Origin of the sequence: Streptomyces cupreus (genome assembly GCF_014257025.1) — a bacterium.
Classification (GTDB): domain Bacteria; phylum Actinomycetota; class Actinomycetes; order Streptomycetales; family Streptomycetaceae; genus Streptomyces; species Streptomyces cupreus.
Genome location: NZ_JACMSF010000002.1, coordinates 1 through 13,803, shown reverse-complemented (window position 1 = coordinate 13,803; position 13,803 = coordinate 1). Strand labels below are relative to the sequence as shown.

The window sequence follows — 13,803 nt, the reverse complement described above, 5'->3', positions numbered from 1 at the left end:
CCTGTCCCTCGCCCGAAGGAACCCGATGACCAGCGTCGACGAACAGGCACGGCACGGCGGACGCATCCGTGACGCCGCCCGCACCCAGGCCGAGATCCTCGACGTGGCGACCCAGGAGTTCGCACGCGCCGGCTACGACGGCGCCCGCGTCGACGAGATCGCCGCCCGCACCCGCACCACGAAGCGGATGATCTACTACTACTTCGGCGGCAAGGAACAGCTGTTCACGGCCGTACTCGAGCGGGCGTACGGCGTGATCCGCGAGGCCGAGCAGCAGCTCGACGTCGAGCATCTGGACCCCGTCGCGGCCATCCGGCGCCTGGCGGAGGTGACCTTCGACCACCATGAGGCACACCCCGACTTCATCCGCCTGGTCAGCATCGAGAACATCCACGGCGCCGAGCACATCGCCGCCTCCGAGAAGCTGGGCAAGATCGGCTCACCGGCGCTGGACGTGATCCGCCGCATCCTGGCGGCCGGGCAGGAGTCCGGCCTGTTCACCGCCGACGTGGACGCCGTCGACCTGCACGCGATGATCAGCTCCTTCTGCTTCTTCCGGGTCGCCAACCGGCACACCTTCGGCGCCCTGTTCGGCCGCGACCTCGTCGATCCGGCCCAGCGCGAGCACTACCGCACCATGCTCGGCGACATGGTGATCGCGTACCTGACGGCGGAGCGCGCGGCGGACTGACCGCACACCGGGCGCGCGGCACCTTCGTACGGCACGACCCCTTGACACGCGGGAAACGCGGGCGCAACATCCCTTCCCACCGGTACTAACTATCCAGTGGGTTAATTAGCCGAAGATCCGGCCCTTTCCCCCTCCGCTCACTCCCCTTAAGTTGGAGTTCCCTCAAAGGAGCCGCCGTGTCCGTCCCCACCCCCGCCGCCCCGCCCGGGCAGCCGAAGAAAGCCGCGACCGCCGCGTGGATCGGCAGCGCCCTGGAGTACTACGACTTCTTCATCTACGGCAGCGCGGCCGCCCTGATCTTCCCCGAGGTCTTCTTCGACGAGTCCGACCCGGCCACCGCGACCCTGCTGTCGCTGGCCACCTTCGGTGTCGCCTACGCCGCCCGCCCGATCGGCGCGCTCTTCCTCGGCCACTACGGCGACCGACTCGGCCGTAAGAAGATCATGGTCTTCACGCTGATCCTGATGGGCCTGTCGACGTTCCTGATCGGCTGTCTGCCCACCCGGGACCAGGTCGGCACGCTCGCCCCGGTGCTGCTGGTGCTCTGCCGGGTCCTCCAGGGCATCTCCGCGGCCGGCGAGCAGGCCAGCGCGAACTCGATGACCCTGGAACACGCGCCACCGCACCGGCGCGGCTTCTTCACCAGCTTCACCCTCAGCGGCACCCAGGGCGGCCAACTGCTCGCCACGCTCGTCTTCATCCCGATCGCCGCGCTCCCCGAGGAGCAGTTGCTGGCGTGGGGCTGGCGGGTGCCGTTCTGGATGAGCATCGCGGTCGCCGTCGTCGGCTACGTCATCCGCCGCAAGCTTGACGAGACTCCGGCCTTCGCCCAGCAGGCGGCGACGGAAGGCGTGGTCAAGCTGCCGCTGGCGGTGCTGATGCGCGAGCACTGGGCCGATGTGCTGCGGGTGATCGCGGGCGCGCTCGTCGCCTCGGTGAGCACGATCTTCACGGTGTGGGCGCTGGCGTACGCGACGAGCGACTCCGTCGGCATGAGCCGGTCGTCGATGCTGTGGGTGGGTGCGCTGGCGAACCTCGTCGCGCTCGCCGCGATCCCCCTGTGGGCCACGCTCTCGGACCGCGTCGGCCGCCGCCCGGTGTACCTGATCGGCGCGGCGGGCAGCGCGGCGATGATGTTCTTCTACCTGTGGTCGATCTCGACGGGCAACTACCCGCTGACCCTGCTGCTCGGCATCGTCACCTTCGGTGTGGTCTACAGCGCCGCGAACGGCGTCTGGCCGTCCTTCTACGGCGAGATGTTCTCGACGCGGGTCCGGCTGTCCGGCATGGCGATCGGCACGCAGATCGGCTTCGCGGTCGCCGGTTTCGCGGTGACCTTCGCGGCGCAGATCGCGGGCCCGGACGGCGACAACTGGTCGGCGGTGGCGCTGTTCACGGCCGCCCTGTGCGTCCCGCCGGTCATCGCCGCACTGTCGGCGCGCGAGACGCACAAGGTTCCGACGGAGCAGCTCGGCGAGCGCATGCCCGACGAGGCGGCCCAGCGGGAGACGGTGACGGCCTGAGCCTTTGCCGCCTGCTGAACCCCGGACGCCGTTGCGGCTCCGGGGTTCGGGCCGTTACGCGTTGGACCAGCCCCGCTCGCAGAGGACCAGACGGTAGCCGTCGGGGTCCTCGATGGTGACGCCCCACTGGTTCCAGTAGGGGTTGGGGGACGGGACCCGCTTGCCGCCGTGCTCTTCGAGCCGCGCGACGAGGTCCTCCGGTACGGGTCCGTCGACATAGAGGACCAGCAGGTCCTCCTCGGTCGGCCGAGGCTCGACGGGACGGGCGGGCTCATGGACGAGTTCGAGGTGCCAGTCGGCATCGGGCCAGCCGAGCATCAGCAGATCATGCTCACCGGGTTCGGATCCACCCTCCGCCCGCCATACGACGCTCAGCCCCAGCCCCTCGCCCCAGAAGCGCTCGGCAGCGCACCTCCGCCGGAAATCGGTCATCGGGCCTGCGCCGGGGGGCCTAAGTCTCGGGGGCGCCGGAACCAACCGCCCCGAGCACGGCGCTGATCGCGCCCACCGGGGCTGAGATGACGTCGCAGCACAAGGGCCCTTGCACCCGACTTGCTCAGCCGCGCTTCGGGACTCCGTAGGCCCGGTCCACCTTCAGTCGCAGCACCAGGCGGCGGTCCCGGACCATCGCGGCACGGAAGTCGTCCCAGTCGGGGTGCTCGCCCTGGACGTCGCGGTACAGGCGGATGAGTTCCTCGACCGTCTCGTCGTGCGGGTCCTTCGCGACGGGCGTGAGGTCGGCGGTGCCCTCGGCGACGGTGTAGGCCCATCGGTCGGAGCTGGTCACGTGGTACGACGCCCGTGGGTCCCGGCGCAGATTGCGGGTCTTGGCGCGATCGTCGGTGATCGAGACCCGGATGATCCGCTCGTCCGGGTAGTAGGCGTGGCTGACGTTCGACAACTGGGGGCGGCCGTCGCGCTTGAGGGTCACCAGCACACCGCCGTGCCCCTCGGAGAGCAACTGGAGCAATGCCTGTTCAGTCCGGTCCTGAGTCATGTCTCGTAAACCGGACTGGCCGAGCCGGACATTCCCGCGCCGAGCAAGGCGATCCACAGGACCGCACGCCTGTTCCTGCGCGACGATGAGGTCGGAGGCCGTTCCGGCTGGGTAGACCGGAGCACCTCGACGCTTGCATGCGTAAGGAGAGCGATGGCAGAGCTGCGACAAGAGGTCGAACCGGGCGAGGTCGGCCTGGATCCGAAGGCGCTGGACCGCCTGGACCAGCACTTCGCGCATTACGTCGACGAGGGGCGGCTGCCCGGCTTCCTGGTCGCCGTCTCCCGTGGCGGACGCGTCGCCCACCTCACCACGCACGGCCACCGTGACGTGGCCGCCGGGCTGCCGGTGTCGGCGGACACCCTCTGGCGGATCTACTCCATGACCAAGCCCATCACCTCGGTCGGCGCGTTGCTGCTGGTGGAGGAGGGGAAGCTGTCGCTCGACGACCCGGTGGGCCGCCATCTGCCGGCCTTCGCCGAGCCGCGGGTGTACGTCGAGGGCTCCGGCAGCGACGTCCGCACCCGCCCGGCCGCCGGTCCGATGATGATCCGGCATCTGATGACCCACACCGCGGGCCTGACCTTCGCCTTCTACCACTGCCACCCCGTCGACGCCCTCTATCGCGACGCCCATCTGGAGTCCGCGGTGCTGCCCGGCTCGGATCTGGCCGAGACGGTCGACGTGTACGCGCGCCTGCCGCTCCAGTTCGACCCGGGCACGCAGTGGAACTACTCGGTCGCCACCAATGTCCTCGGCCGGGTCATCGAGGTCGTCTCCGGGCAGCCGCTCGACGAGTTCCTCGCCGAGCGCGTCTTCCGCCCGCTCGGCATGACCGACGCCGGTTTCCGCGTCACGGACCAACAGGCGGACAGACTCGCCGAGTTGTACGGCGAGACCGACGACGGGGGGATCACTCCGATCCCCGGGCTTCCGCTGCTGCACGGCCGCCCCCGGTTCCTGTCCGGAAGCGGGGGCATGGCCGCCTCGGCCCATGACATCCACCGCTTCATGGAGCTGCTGCGCCGTCGCGGCGAACTCGACGGCACCCGTCTCCTCGCCCCCGAGAAGGTCGACCTGATGACCTCCAACCATCTCCCCGGCGGCGCCGACCTGCGCTCCTTCGGCAGCCACCCGGCCCACGACGAACCCGGCAACGACGGCGTCGGCTTCGGCCTCGGCGTCTCCGTCGTCATCGACCCGTCCCGCACCCGGGCCCCCGCCGGCCTCGGCACCTACGGCTGGAGCGGTGTGGCGACCACGACCTTCTGGATCGACCCGACCCGCGATCTGACCGTGCAGTTCATGACCCAGGTACGGCCGAAGACATCCCAAACGATGTTCCCGGACCTGAAGCGGCTGGTCCACGAGGCCCTCACCGACTGACGCGCAGGGTGAACCCCACTCCCTCCAGGGCCAGTTCACACAGCCACCGACCGTGCACCACCCGGTCGCTCATACGCAGTTGGCCTCCGGGCGCGGGGCGTCGGCCGCGAACCGGTCGGCGCTCAAGGGGCTGACGTCCACGAAGGGTACGCGGCCGAGGTACAGGTCGCGGACGACCTCGCCGACGGCGGGTCCCTGGAGGAAGCCATGGCCGGAGAAGCCGGTGGCGTAGAGGAAACGGGAGGGGGAAGTCGCCTCGCCGATCAGAGCGTTGTGGTCCGGGGTCTGCTCGTACAGGCCCGCCCAGCCGCCGGTGCGGCGCAGGTCGAGGAGGCTCGGGGCACGGTGTTCCATGGCCTCGTACAGCCGGGGGATCCAGCGGTCGTGGGTGCTGGTGTCGAAGCCGGGACGCTCGTCGGGGTCGGACATGCCGACGAGGAGGCCCGGGCCCTCCGTGTGGAAGTACAGGCTCGTGGTGAAGTCGATGGTCATCGGGAGGTGGGGCGGCAGATCCGGGACCGGTTCGGTGACCGCGATCTGGCGGCGCAGCGGCTCCACCGGCAGATCGACCCCGGCCATGGCGCCAAGAGCCCGCGACCAGGCGCCGGCAGCGCAGATCACCGTGCCGGTGGCGATCCGGCCATTCGTGGTCCGCACGCCGGTGATCGTGTCGCCGTGCAGGTCGATGCCGGTGACCTCGGTGTGCCGCAGGACGGTCGCGCCGTGGCGGCGGGCGGTGGCCGCGTAGCCCTGGACGACGGACTCGGGTGTGCAGTGCCCGTCGTCGGGTGAGTACGCGGCAGCGAGCAGTCCGTCGGTGACGATCAGCGGGGAGAGGCGGCGGGCCTCGGCCGGGTCGAGCATGCGGCTGGGTACGCCGAGGGAGTTCTGGAGCCGTACGCCCGTCTCGAAGGAGGCGACCTCCTCCGGGGTGGACAGCAGGAACAGATAGCCGACCTTGTGCAGCCCGATGTCCTGCCCGGTGTCCGCCTCGAACCGGTCGAAGGCCTCCAGGCTGCGGGCGCCGAGCCGGATGTTGAGCTCGTCGGAGAACTGTGCCCGCACCCCTCCGGCCGCCTTGGAGGTGGAGCCCGAGGCCAGTTCGTCCCGCTCCACGAGGACGACGTCCCGCACCCCCGCGCGGGCCAGATGACAGGCGATGCTCGCGCCCATCACCCCGCCGCCGACGACCACGACCTCCGCCTTCACCGGCTCTCCTCCCGCGCCGCGTCGATCACGGCCCAGGCCGCTGCGGCGTCCTGGATGCCGAGGCCGACGCTGTTGTAGTAGACGATGTCCCCGGGTGCGGTGCGGGCGGTACGGGCGCCGGTGAGCACCCCGCCCAGGGGGATCAGGTCCTCGGCGGTGAGCACTCCCGCGGCCAGCGCGTCCACGACCGGTCCGGCGTGGTGGGCGGCGGTCTCCGGGTCGTCGACGACCACGGCCGCTGACCGCCGTACGACCTCCGCGTCGACCTCGCGGCGGGTCGGTTCGAAGGAGCCGACGCTCACCACCGTGCTGCCGGGCGCCAGCCACTCCCCGTGCACCACCGGGGTGGCGCTCAGGGTGCAGGCGGCGACGAGGGAGGCTCCGGTGACGGCCTCCTCGGCGGTGCCGACCGGCTCGACGGTCAGGCCCAGCTCGGCGGTCAGAGTCTCGGCGGCCCGGGTCCGGTTGCGCTCGGTCGGGCTCCACAGCCGTACCGACTTCAGGTCCCGCACCCGGGCGAGGGCCCGGACGTGGGCGAGGGCCTGGGTGCCGGAGCCGAGGACGGCGAGGTCCGCGCTGTCGGGGCCGGCCAGCGCGTCGACGGCCACGGCACTGCCCGCGGCCGTGCGCAGGGTGGTGAGCGCGGTGCCGTCCATGACCGCGGTCGGCCGGCCGGTCACCGGGTCGAGGGCGGTGACGACGGCGTGCACGGTGGGCAGACCCGCCGCCGCGTTGCCCGGGTTGACGCTGCCGATCTTCGCGACCGCCCCGGTGTCCGCGGACAGCCGGGAGAGGTACGCGAACATGACACTGTCGTCGAAGCGGCTCGGGTGCATGATCTTCCCGGGCAGATCGGCGCCGGTCGAGCCGAGGGCGGTGAAGGCGGCGCGCTGCGAGGCGATGGCATCGTCCATGGAGAGCAGTCGGGTCACCTGGTCGCCGGAGAGGAAGAGGACGTCGTCGTTCATTCCCTCTTCCTATCCGGGCGGCCCCCGCGGGAATCAGGACCAGTGCGCCACGGCGTCCAGATGGGGCAGGTGGTGGTCCAGGCGCTCCCGCTTGGTGCGCAGATAGGTGATGTTGCTCTCGCACGGCGGGATGAGCAGCGGGACCTGCTCGGCGACCGTGATCCCGTGCTCCAGCAATGCCTCCCGCTTGCGCGGGTTGTTGGACATCAGACGGACGCTGCGTACCCCGAGGTCGTCCAGGATCCGGGCGGCGACGCCGTAGTCGCGGGCGTCGACGGGCAGGCCGAGGGCGAGGTTCGCCTCGACGGTGTCCAGGCCCTCCGCCTGCAGGGCCATCGCCCGCAGTTTGGCGAGCAGTCCGATGCCCCGGCCCTCGTGCCCTCTCAAGTAGACGACGACACCGCGGCCTTCCGCGGCGACCGCGCGCAGCGCGGAGGCCAGCTGGTCGCCGCACTCGCAGTGCTGGGAGCCGAACGCGTCACCGGTCAGGCACTCCGAATGCAGCCGGGTGAGGACGTCCTCGGTGCCGATGTCACCGTGGACCAGAGCCACTTGCTCGTCACCGCGATCGTGGTCCATGTAGCCGACCGCGCGGAATTCCCCGTACACCGTGGGCAACGGGGCATTCACAACGCGTTCCACGCCGGTGCGCTTCTGTGACTTCTTTCCGAGTACGCCAACTTTTTCTGTCATGATCTGGTTCCTAAGCAGAGACGAAGGGCCGTGAAAAGATGAGTGGTTCGGAAACGCGGTCGGCACACGGTCTGGTGCCGGCGGACACCACGGAAGACGTGCGGACGCGCGGGGCGGGCGTCTCACGGCAGGTCGCCGTCCTTCCCGTCGGCAGCTTCGAACAGCACGGCCCCTTCCTGCCGCTCGCCACGGACACGCTCGTCGCCTGCGCCGTCGCACGGGAGATCGCCGCCGCGCACCCCGTGCACCTCCTTCCTCCGGTGACGATCTCCTGCTCGCACGAGCACGCGGCATGGCCGGGGACCGTCAGCATCTCCTCGGTGACTCTTCATGCGGTGGTACGGGACATAGCGGATTCGGTGCGCCGCTCGGGCGTGGACGCCCTGGTGGTGGTCAACGGACACGGTGGAAACTACGTACTGGGCAACGTCGTTCAGGAGTCCTCCGCGCGCGGTGAGCGGATGGCACTGTTCCCGGCCGCGGAGGACTGGGAAGCGGCGCGGGAACGGGCCGGGGTCGCCACCTCGCTGCTGACGGACATGCACGCGGGGGAAATAGAGACCTCCATCCTTCTGCATGCGCATCCGGAAATGCTGCGGCCCGGATACGAGACCTCCGATTTCGTCGCGGACGACCGGCGTCATCTGCTCTCCCTCGGTATGTCCGCCTATACCGATTCGGGTGTCATCGGCCGCCCTTCCCTGGGTTCGGCGGAAAAAGGGAAGGAACTGCTGGCGAGCCTTTCGGATGCCTTCGCCGCGTATTTCTCCGTGCTGGGCGCAGAGTAGGGCGCCCGGCGGCGCACGACCAGGACCAGGACACCGGGCAGGCTCGCGGCCAGGCACAGCACGCCGTACACGACGGCGACCGCGAGCCCGCTGCCCGCGCCGAGCCCGGCGGCGCCGAACGCCCAGGCGGTGACGCCCTCCCGGGGGCCCCAGCCGCCGACGTTCAGCGGCAGGCTCATCGCCAGCAGGGCGAGCACGGCCAGCGGCAGGAGTACGGCGACGGAGGCGGTGGCGCCGGCGACCCGGGCCGCGAGGACGAACGTGGCGAGGTGTCCGGCCAGTACGACGACGGACGACACCGCCACGCCGGGCCAGTTGCGCAGCGACGGCAGCCCTTCGAGGGAGGCGAGCAGGACGCGCCCGCGCCGGGAGGGCGGCCGGCTCAGCCGCAGGGCGAGGACGACCGCGAGTGCGCCGAGGGCGGCGAGCGCGAGCAGCGGCGCGAGATGGCGGGCCTCGTCGCGCACGGGGGACGGCATGGTCAGCAGGACGACGGCGCCGACCAGGACCAACGCGAGCTGTCCCGCGACCCGTTCGAGCACCACCGAGCGCACGCCCCGGCCGAGGTCACCGGCGCTGCGTCCGTGCCGGACCGCGCGGTGCACATCGCCCAGGACGCCGCCGGGGAGGGCCGCGTTCAGGAACAGCGCGCGGTAGTAGTCGGCGACGGCCGCGCCGAGCGGCAGCCGGATCCGCAGGCCTCGGGCCACCAGCTGCCAGCGCCAGGCGCTGAACACGGTGGTGACGACACCGATGCCGACGGCCGCGAGTACGGCGGTCGTATCGATGCGGCGCAGGCCGTCGATAAAGACTCCGGTGCCGAGGCGCCACAGGAGGACGGCGAGGATGGCGATGCCGACGGCCGTGCCGAGGTGGGCACGGAGTTTGCGAGGGCGGGGGGATTCGGTGGCGGCCACGGGGACCGAGAGGGACGTCGGCCGCTGGGCCGCACGCACTTGCACGGCGAGCGCCCCCACCGTCTCCGCGCTCATGACGTCGCCCCGTCCGCCGGGCGGGACAGCGCCAGCAGGTCGTTGTGGTGGACGACGACCCGCAACTCCCCCGCCTCGCAGGCCGCCAGCCGCTCGCGGAGATAGCGCTCGGCCGGACCACGCAGCTCCGGGCGCTGTTCCACCGCCGCGCCGACCCAGCCGCGCAGCCACTGCGCGGTGAGCGCGGACTCGGCGGGGCCGAGCTGCCAGGGGCTCGGGTGCACCCGTACCGTCGCGCCGTGTTCGGAGAACGCCTCGCAGGCCACGGTGATCGCGTCCGGGCCGAGCAGGTCCGTGCGCCGCTGGTGGGCGTTGAACGCCTCGGCGATCTCGTCGTCGAGGGGGTCGGACGGGGTGAGCTCCACGCGGCCCGCGACGGACAGTGTCAGCAGTGCCGGGCAGCCGGCGCCGGTGCAGGCGGAGACGAGGGTCTCGATCTCCTCCCGGGTGAGGACGTCGAGCAGCGCGGAGGCCGTCACCAGGGAGGCACCGGCCAGCACGTCCGGGGTGAGCCGGGCGACGTCGCCGCGGCGGGTCTCGACGGTGACCCGGCTGCCGTCGGCGGCGGCGCGCGGGGAGGCGACGGCGGCGAAGTGCAGGAGGTAGGGGTCGCGGTCGTGCAGGATCCAGTGCTGGGCGCCGTCGAGGCGGGGCCCGAGCCAGCGGCCCATCGAGCCGGTGCCGCAGCCCAGGTCGTGGATGACCAGTCCGTCGGTCTTTCCCGGCATATTGGCGAGCCTGATCCGCAGCGGATCGATCAACTCGTGTGCCCGCGCGGCCCCGTCGGGCCCCTCGCGCAGCTCCAGCCACTCGGGGGCGTAGCGCGGGGGTTCCTCCGGGCCGGACTCCCGCAGCTTCAGCGTCGGGCGCTCACCGGGACCGGCGCCGGGGATCACGAGGTCCTCGCCGCCGGTTCGGGGCTGCGCCGGAATCCACCCCATGTCATGTGTCGCCGCCGTCTTCCTCATACCGCCCTCCTGGGTTCGTTCGGCAGTCGGCCCAGTACTCCGGCCAGGCTGCGGGCCGTGGTCGCCCAGCCGTCGAGGGCGGCCCGTCGGCCCCGCGCGGCCGCCTTCAGGCGTCGTCGTACGTCCGCCTCGCCGAACCAGCCGCGCAGTTCGGCGGCGAGGGCGGGGGGGTCCTCCGGTGGGACGAGGATTCCGGGCACCCCGCCGTCGGGGGCGCGGCCGACCGCCTCGGGCAGACCGCCGACGTCCGTCGCCAGCACCGGGATGCCGCGCGCGAGCGCCTCGGTCACCGCCATGCCGTACGTCTCGGCGTACGACGTGAGGACCATCAGGTCGGCGGTGGCATAGCTGGCGTCGAGTTCGGCGCCGGCCTGCGGTCCGGCCAGCACCAGCCGGTCCTCCAGGCCGTGCTTCCCGATCAGGGCCCGCAGTCCGGCCACGTACTCCGGGTCCTGGCCGAGTCCGCCCACGCAGACGCAGCTCCACGGCAGCTCGGTCACCGCCGCCAGCGCCTCGACCAGCCGGTGCTGTCCCTTGCGCGGGGTCACCGCGGCCACGCACAGCAGCCGGGAGACTCCGTCGGTGCCGGAGGCGAGGGGGGCGATGTCGGCGCCGGGGGCGGCGACATGGACCCGGTCGGGGGCGAGGCCGTGGTGGGAGACGAGGCGCCGGACCGCCCAGTCGGAGGTCGCGATCACGGCCGGGACCGCCCGCAGCACCGTCCGCTCCCGGGCGTCCAGTTCCGCGGCGACCTCGGCCGACAGGCCCCTCTCGTCGCCGAGCGGCAGATGCACCAGCACTGCCAGCCGCAGCCGCTCCGCCTCGGGTACGACGATCTCGGGCACCCCGCACGCGACGAGACCGTCCAGCAGCACCACCGTGCCGTCCGGCAACTCCCGGAGCGTACACGCGAGTTCCGCACGCGCCGTCTCGCCGGGCCGGGGCCACTCGCCCGCCACCGCGTGCTTGTGGACCTGCCAGCCGAAGCCGGGCAGGTCCAGACTGACCCGCCGGTCATAGGCGTTGCCGCCGCTGGGCATGGCCAAGTCGTCGACGCCGCCCGGCATCACGAAGTGCACGGAGCGCAGGGACATGGGCACGATCTCGGCGTTCTTCAGGGCGGAGTTCTGCACCGGCACATAAGTGAGGCGTGCCCGTTCCACTGTCACGTCGGTCACAGGGCACGCTCGTAACTCGCCCAGGCGACATGCGATTCGTGCAGGGTGACGGTGAGGCCGGCGAGGCCCTTGGCGCCCTCGCCGAGCGCCCCCTTGTGCACCCGCTCGGCGAGCCGGTCGGCGATGACCTTGGCCAGGAACTCCGTGGAGGTGTTGAGCCCGGCGAAGTCGGGTTCGTTGTCGAGGTTGCGGTAGTTCAACTCGGCCACGACGGCGCCCAGTTCCTGGGTGGCGAGCCCGATGTCGACGACGATGTTGTCCTCGTCCAGCTGTTCGCGCCGGAACGTGGCGTCCACCAGGAACGTCGCTCCGTGCAGTCGCTGCGCGGGCCCGAAGACCTCGCCGCGGAAGCTGTGGGCGATCATGATGTGATCGCGGACGGTGATGCTGAACAACGGACGACCCTCCAGGTGCGGCGCGTCTGATCCCCGGCTGATCCTTGCCCGGGATGTGGAGTAGTACGGCTCTTCGCTTCCCGTTGTTCAGCCGTCTCTCACTCTTTTCTCAGGTCAGGCGCTCGCCGTGTACCGCACGCGGTGACACAGCGCCGGAATCTCCCCGGACGCGAGTCTCGGCAGCACCTCCGGCAACTCCTCGAACGCGCTTTCCCCGGTGACGAGTGCGTCGAGGGCCGGGTCGGCGAGGAGTTCGAGGGCGAGGGCGAGCCGGTCGGCGTAGGTGCGGTTCGCGCGGGCCGGGGAGACGGTGCCGACCTGGCTGCTGCGGATGACCAGCCGGCGGGAGTGGAAGGCCTCGCCGAGCGGGAGGGTGACGGGGCGGTCGCCGTACCAGCTCAGTTCGAGGACCGTACCTTCGGCGGACAGCAGTTCGAGCGAGCGGGCGAGGCCCTGCTCCGTCGCGCTGGCGTGCACGACGAGGTCGCACTCCCCGTGGGCCTCGTGCGGCAGCGCGAAGTCGACGCCGAGCGCCTCCGCGGTCTTCGCGCGCGTCGGATCGGCGTCCACCAACTGGACCCGTACGCCCGGGAAGCGGGCCAGGAGTGCGGCCACCGAGCAGCCGACCATGCCGCCGCCGACCACCGCGATCCGGTCGCCGATCAGGGGCGCCGCGTCCCAGAGGGCGTTGACGGCGGTCTCGACGGTGCCGGCGAGTACGGCCCGTTCGGCGGGCACGTTCGCGGGTACCCGGGTGACGGCGGCGACCGGGACGACGTAGCGCGTCTGGTGCGGGTAGAGGCAGAAGACCGTGGCGCCGACTAGGTCCGCGGGGCCCTCCTCGACCTCGCCGACGCTGAGGTAGCCGTACTTCACGGGCGCGGGGAAGTCGCCCTCCTGGAACGGCGCCCGCATCGCCGCGTACTGGCTCTCGGGGACGCCGCCGCGGAAGACGAGGGTCTCCGTGCCGCGGCTGACCCCGGAGTACAGGGCGCGGACCAGCACCTCGCCCTCGGACGGGACCGGAAGGGTCACCTCCAGGATCTCGCCTTCACCCGGACTGCTGAGCCAGAACGCGCGTGCGGGTGGCCTCATCCGCATCCTCCTGAACGATCGGGAAGTAGTTCACGTACCGAGGTGTGCACAGGCCGCGCACAGTACGCGGCGTTGATCGACTCTGTCACACGGCCGGAGGATGTTCGGTGGCCCTGAACAACACTTACGACGCGAGGCTGGTCCAGCAGGAGACGGCGCTCGGAGCGGGCGTACAGATCCTGGTGCTGGCGCTGCTCGGCACGGCGATCGGCATGGGGCCGGCGGGCTGGCTGACCGGACTCGCCTTCGCCGTCGCCACCTGGGCGGTGCTCTCCCGGGCCCTGCACCGCTCCCGGCTGCGCTCCTTCGGCCCCGCCAACCGGGTCACCCTCGGCCGCTCCATCCTGGTCGGCGGGGTCACCGCCCTGGTCGCGGACTCCTTCCAGAGCCCGCCGCCGCTCACCCTCCTCGTCGGTCTGACGGCCGTGGCCCTGATCCTCGACGGCGTCGACGGCAAGGTCGCCCGCCACACCGGCACCTCGACCGCGCTGGGCGCCCGCTTCGACATGGAGGTCGACGCGTTCCTGATCCTGGTGCTCAGCGTCTACGTCTCGATGGCACAGGGCCCGTGGGTGCTGCTGATCGGCGGTATGCGCTACGGCTTCGTCGCCGCCGCCCGCTTCTGGCCGTGGCTGAACGCCCCGCTGCCGCCGAGCACGGCCCGCAAGACCGTGGCCGCGCTCCAGGGCGTGTTCCTGCTCCTGGCCGCCTCGGGCCTGCTGCCGCATCTCGCCGAGCTCGGCGTCGTCGCCACGGCTCTCGCGGCGCTGGTGTGGTCGTTCGGGCGGGATGTTCTGTGGCTGTGGCGGACTTCGCGGGTTCAGGAGGTCGTGGAGGTGAAGGAACTGGTCGCTGCCTGACGGGTTCAGGAGGGCGAGGGGGGCCGCAGCCGGTCGCTGCCTGACCGGTTCAGGAAGGTG

The 13,803-nt window shown here is 71.5% G+C and carries 14 protein-coding genes and 1 pseudogene; 5 read left to right on the top strand and 10 right to left on the bottom strand.

Annotation, left to right across the window (positions count from 1 at the left end):
• Nucleotides 1–25 precede the first annotated feature (25 nt).
• Nucleotides 26–691, top strand: a complete 666-nt coding sequence (locus H4N64_RS01870; protein WP_186280283.1) for a TetR/AcrR family transcriptional regulator — start codon at nt 26–28, stop codon at nt 689–691.
• A gap of 176 nt (nt 692–867) precedes the next feature.
• Nucleotides 868–2,214 (top strand): MFS transporter, encoded by a 1,347-nt coding sequence (locus H4N64_RS01865; protein ID WP_186280282.1) that lies wholly within the window; start codon nt 868–870, stop codon nt 2,212–2,214.
• A gap of 54 nt (nt 2,215–2,268) precedes the next feature.
• Here the strand turns inward: H4N64_RS01865 and H4N64_RS01860 are convergent, their stop codons facing one another.
• Together H4N64_RS01860 and H4N64_RS01855 are read right to left on the bottom strand one after the other, a co-directional pair.
• A complete protein-coding gene (locus tag H4N64_RS01860) occupies nt 2,269–2,646 on the bottom strand; it encodes a VOC family protein (protein WP_186280281.1) in 378 nt (125 codons plus the stop codon).
• Nucleotides 2,647–2,770: 124 nt separating this feature from the next.
• Nucleotides 2,771–3,211, bottom strand: a complete 441-nt coding sequence (locus H4N64_RS01855; protein ID WP_186280280.1) for a PPOX class F420-dependent oxidoreductase — start codon at nt 3,209–3,211, stop codon at nt 2,771–2,773.
• A gap of 153 nt (nt 3,212–3,364) precedes the next feature.
• On the opposite strand from H4N64_RS01855, the gene H4N64_RS01850 reads away from it, so the two are divergent.
• On the top strand, nt 3,365–4,597 hold the full coding sequence (locus H4N64_RS01850; RefSeq protein WP_186280279.1) for a serine hydrolase domain-containing protein: 1,233 nt from the start codon (nt 3,365–3,367) through the stop codon (nt 4,595–4,597).
• A 69-nt stretch (nt 4,598–4,666) separates the two neighbouring features.
• Here H4N64_RS01850 and H4N64_RS01845 read toward each other — a convergent pair whose 3' ends face one another.
• From H4N64_RS01845 to ribA, 3 genes are read right to left on the bottom strand one after another with little or no spacing between them, the layout of a single operon-like run.
• Nucleotides 4,667–5,806 carry an FAD-dependent oxidoreductase gene (locus tag H4N64_RS01845; RefSeq protein ID WP_186280278.1) on the bottom strand — a complete coding sequence of 380 codons (1,140 nt, stop codon included), beginning with the start codon at nt 5,804–5,806 and terminating at the stop codon, nt 4,667–4,669.
• On the bottom strand, nt 5,803–6,774 hold the full coding sequence (locus H4N64_RS01840; RefSeq protein ID WP_186280277.1) for an ornithine cyclodeaminase family protein: 972 nt from the start codon (nt 6,772–6,774) through the stop codon (nt 5,803–5,805). The genes H4N64_RS01845 and H4N64_RS01840 overlap by 4 nt, the downstream gene beginning before the upstream one ends.
• Nucleotides 6,775–6,807: 33 nt before the next feature.
• Nucleotides 6,808–7,467: a GTP cyclohydrolase II gene (gene ribA, locus H4N64_RS01835; RefSeq protein WP_186280276.1), complete on the bottom strand. Its 660-nt coding sequence runs from the start codon at nt 7,465–7,467 to the stop codon at nt 6,808–6,810.
• 38 nt (nt 7,468–7,505) lie between these two features.
• Between ribA and H4N64_RS01830 the strand changes: the two genes are divergently transcribed.
• Complete coding sequence (locus H4N64_RS01830; RefSeq protein WP_186280275.1) at nt 7,506–8,255, top strand: creatininase family protein; 750 nt, start codon at nt 7,506–7,508, stop codon at nt 8,253–8,255.
• Between the two features lie 65 nt (nt 8,256–8,320).
• On the opposite strand, the pseudogene H4N64_RS44755 reads toward H4N64_RS01830, so the two are convergent.
• The 5 genes and pseudogenes from H4N64_RS44755 to H4N64_RS01810 form a co-directional block, all read right to left on the bottom strand.
• Nucleotides 8,321–9,247 (bottom strand): annotated as a pseudogene (locus H4N64_RS44755) (lysylphosphatidylglycerol synthase transmembrane domain-containing protein); the annotation flags it as partial.
• A complete protein-coding gene (locus H4N64_RS01825; RefSeq protein WP_186280274.1) occupies nt 9,244–10,215 on the bottom strand; it encodes an SAM-dependent methyltransferase in 972 nt (323 codons plus the stop codon). The pseudogene H4N64_RS44755 and the gene H4N64_RS01825, both read right to left, overlap by 4 nt.
• Complete coding sequence (locus H4N64_RS01820) at nt 10,212–11,393, bottom strand: glycosyltransferase (protein ID WP_186280273.1); 1,182 nt, start codon at nt 11,391–11,393, stop codon at nt 10,212–10,214. Before H4N64_RS01820 ends, H4N64_RS01825 begins: the two co-directional genes overlap by 4 nt.
• Entirely contained in the window at nt 11,390–11,788 is a 399-nt protein-coding gene (locus H4N64_RS01815; protein ID WP_186280272.1) for a 6-pyruvoyl trahydropterin synthase family protein, read from the bottom strand. Before H4N64_RS01815 ends, H4N64_RS01820 begins: the two co-directional genes overlap by 4 nt.
• Nucleotides 11,789–11,902: 114 nt before the next feature.
• Nucleotides 11,903–12,883 carry a zinc-dependent alcohol dehydrogenase gene (locus tag H4N64_RS01810; protein ID WP_186280271.1) on the bottom strand — a complete coding sequence of 327 codons (981 nt, stop codon included), beginning with the start codon at nt 12,881–12,883 and terminating at the stop codon, nt 11,903–11,905.
• Nucleotides 12,884–12,990: 107 nt separating this feature from the next.
• On the opposite strand from H4N64_RS01810, the gene H4N64_RS01805 reads away from it, so the two are divergent.
• Entirely contained in the window at nt 12,991–13,743 is a 753-nt protein-coding gene (locus H4N64_RS01805) for a CDP-alcohol phosphatidyltransferase family protein (protein ID WP_186280270.1), read from the top strand.
• The last annotated feature ends 60 nt before the right edge of the window (nt 13,744–13,803 follow it).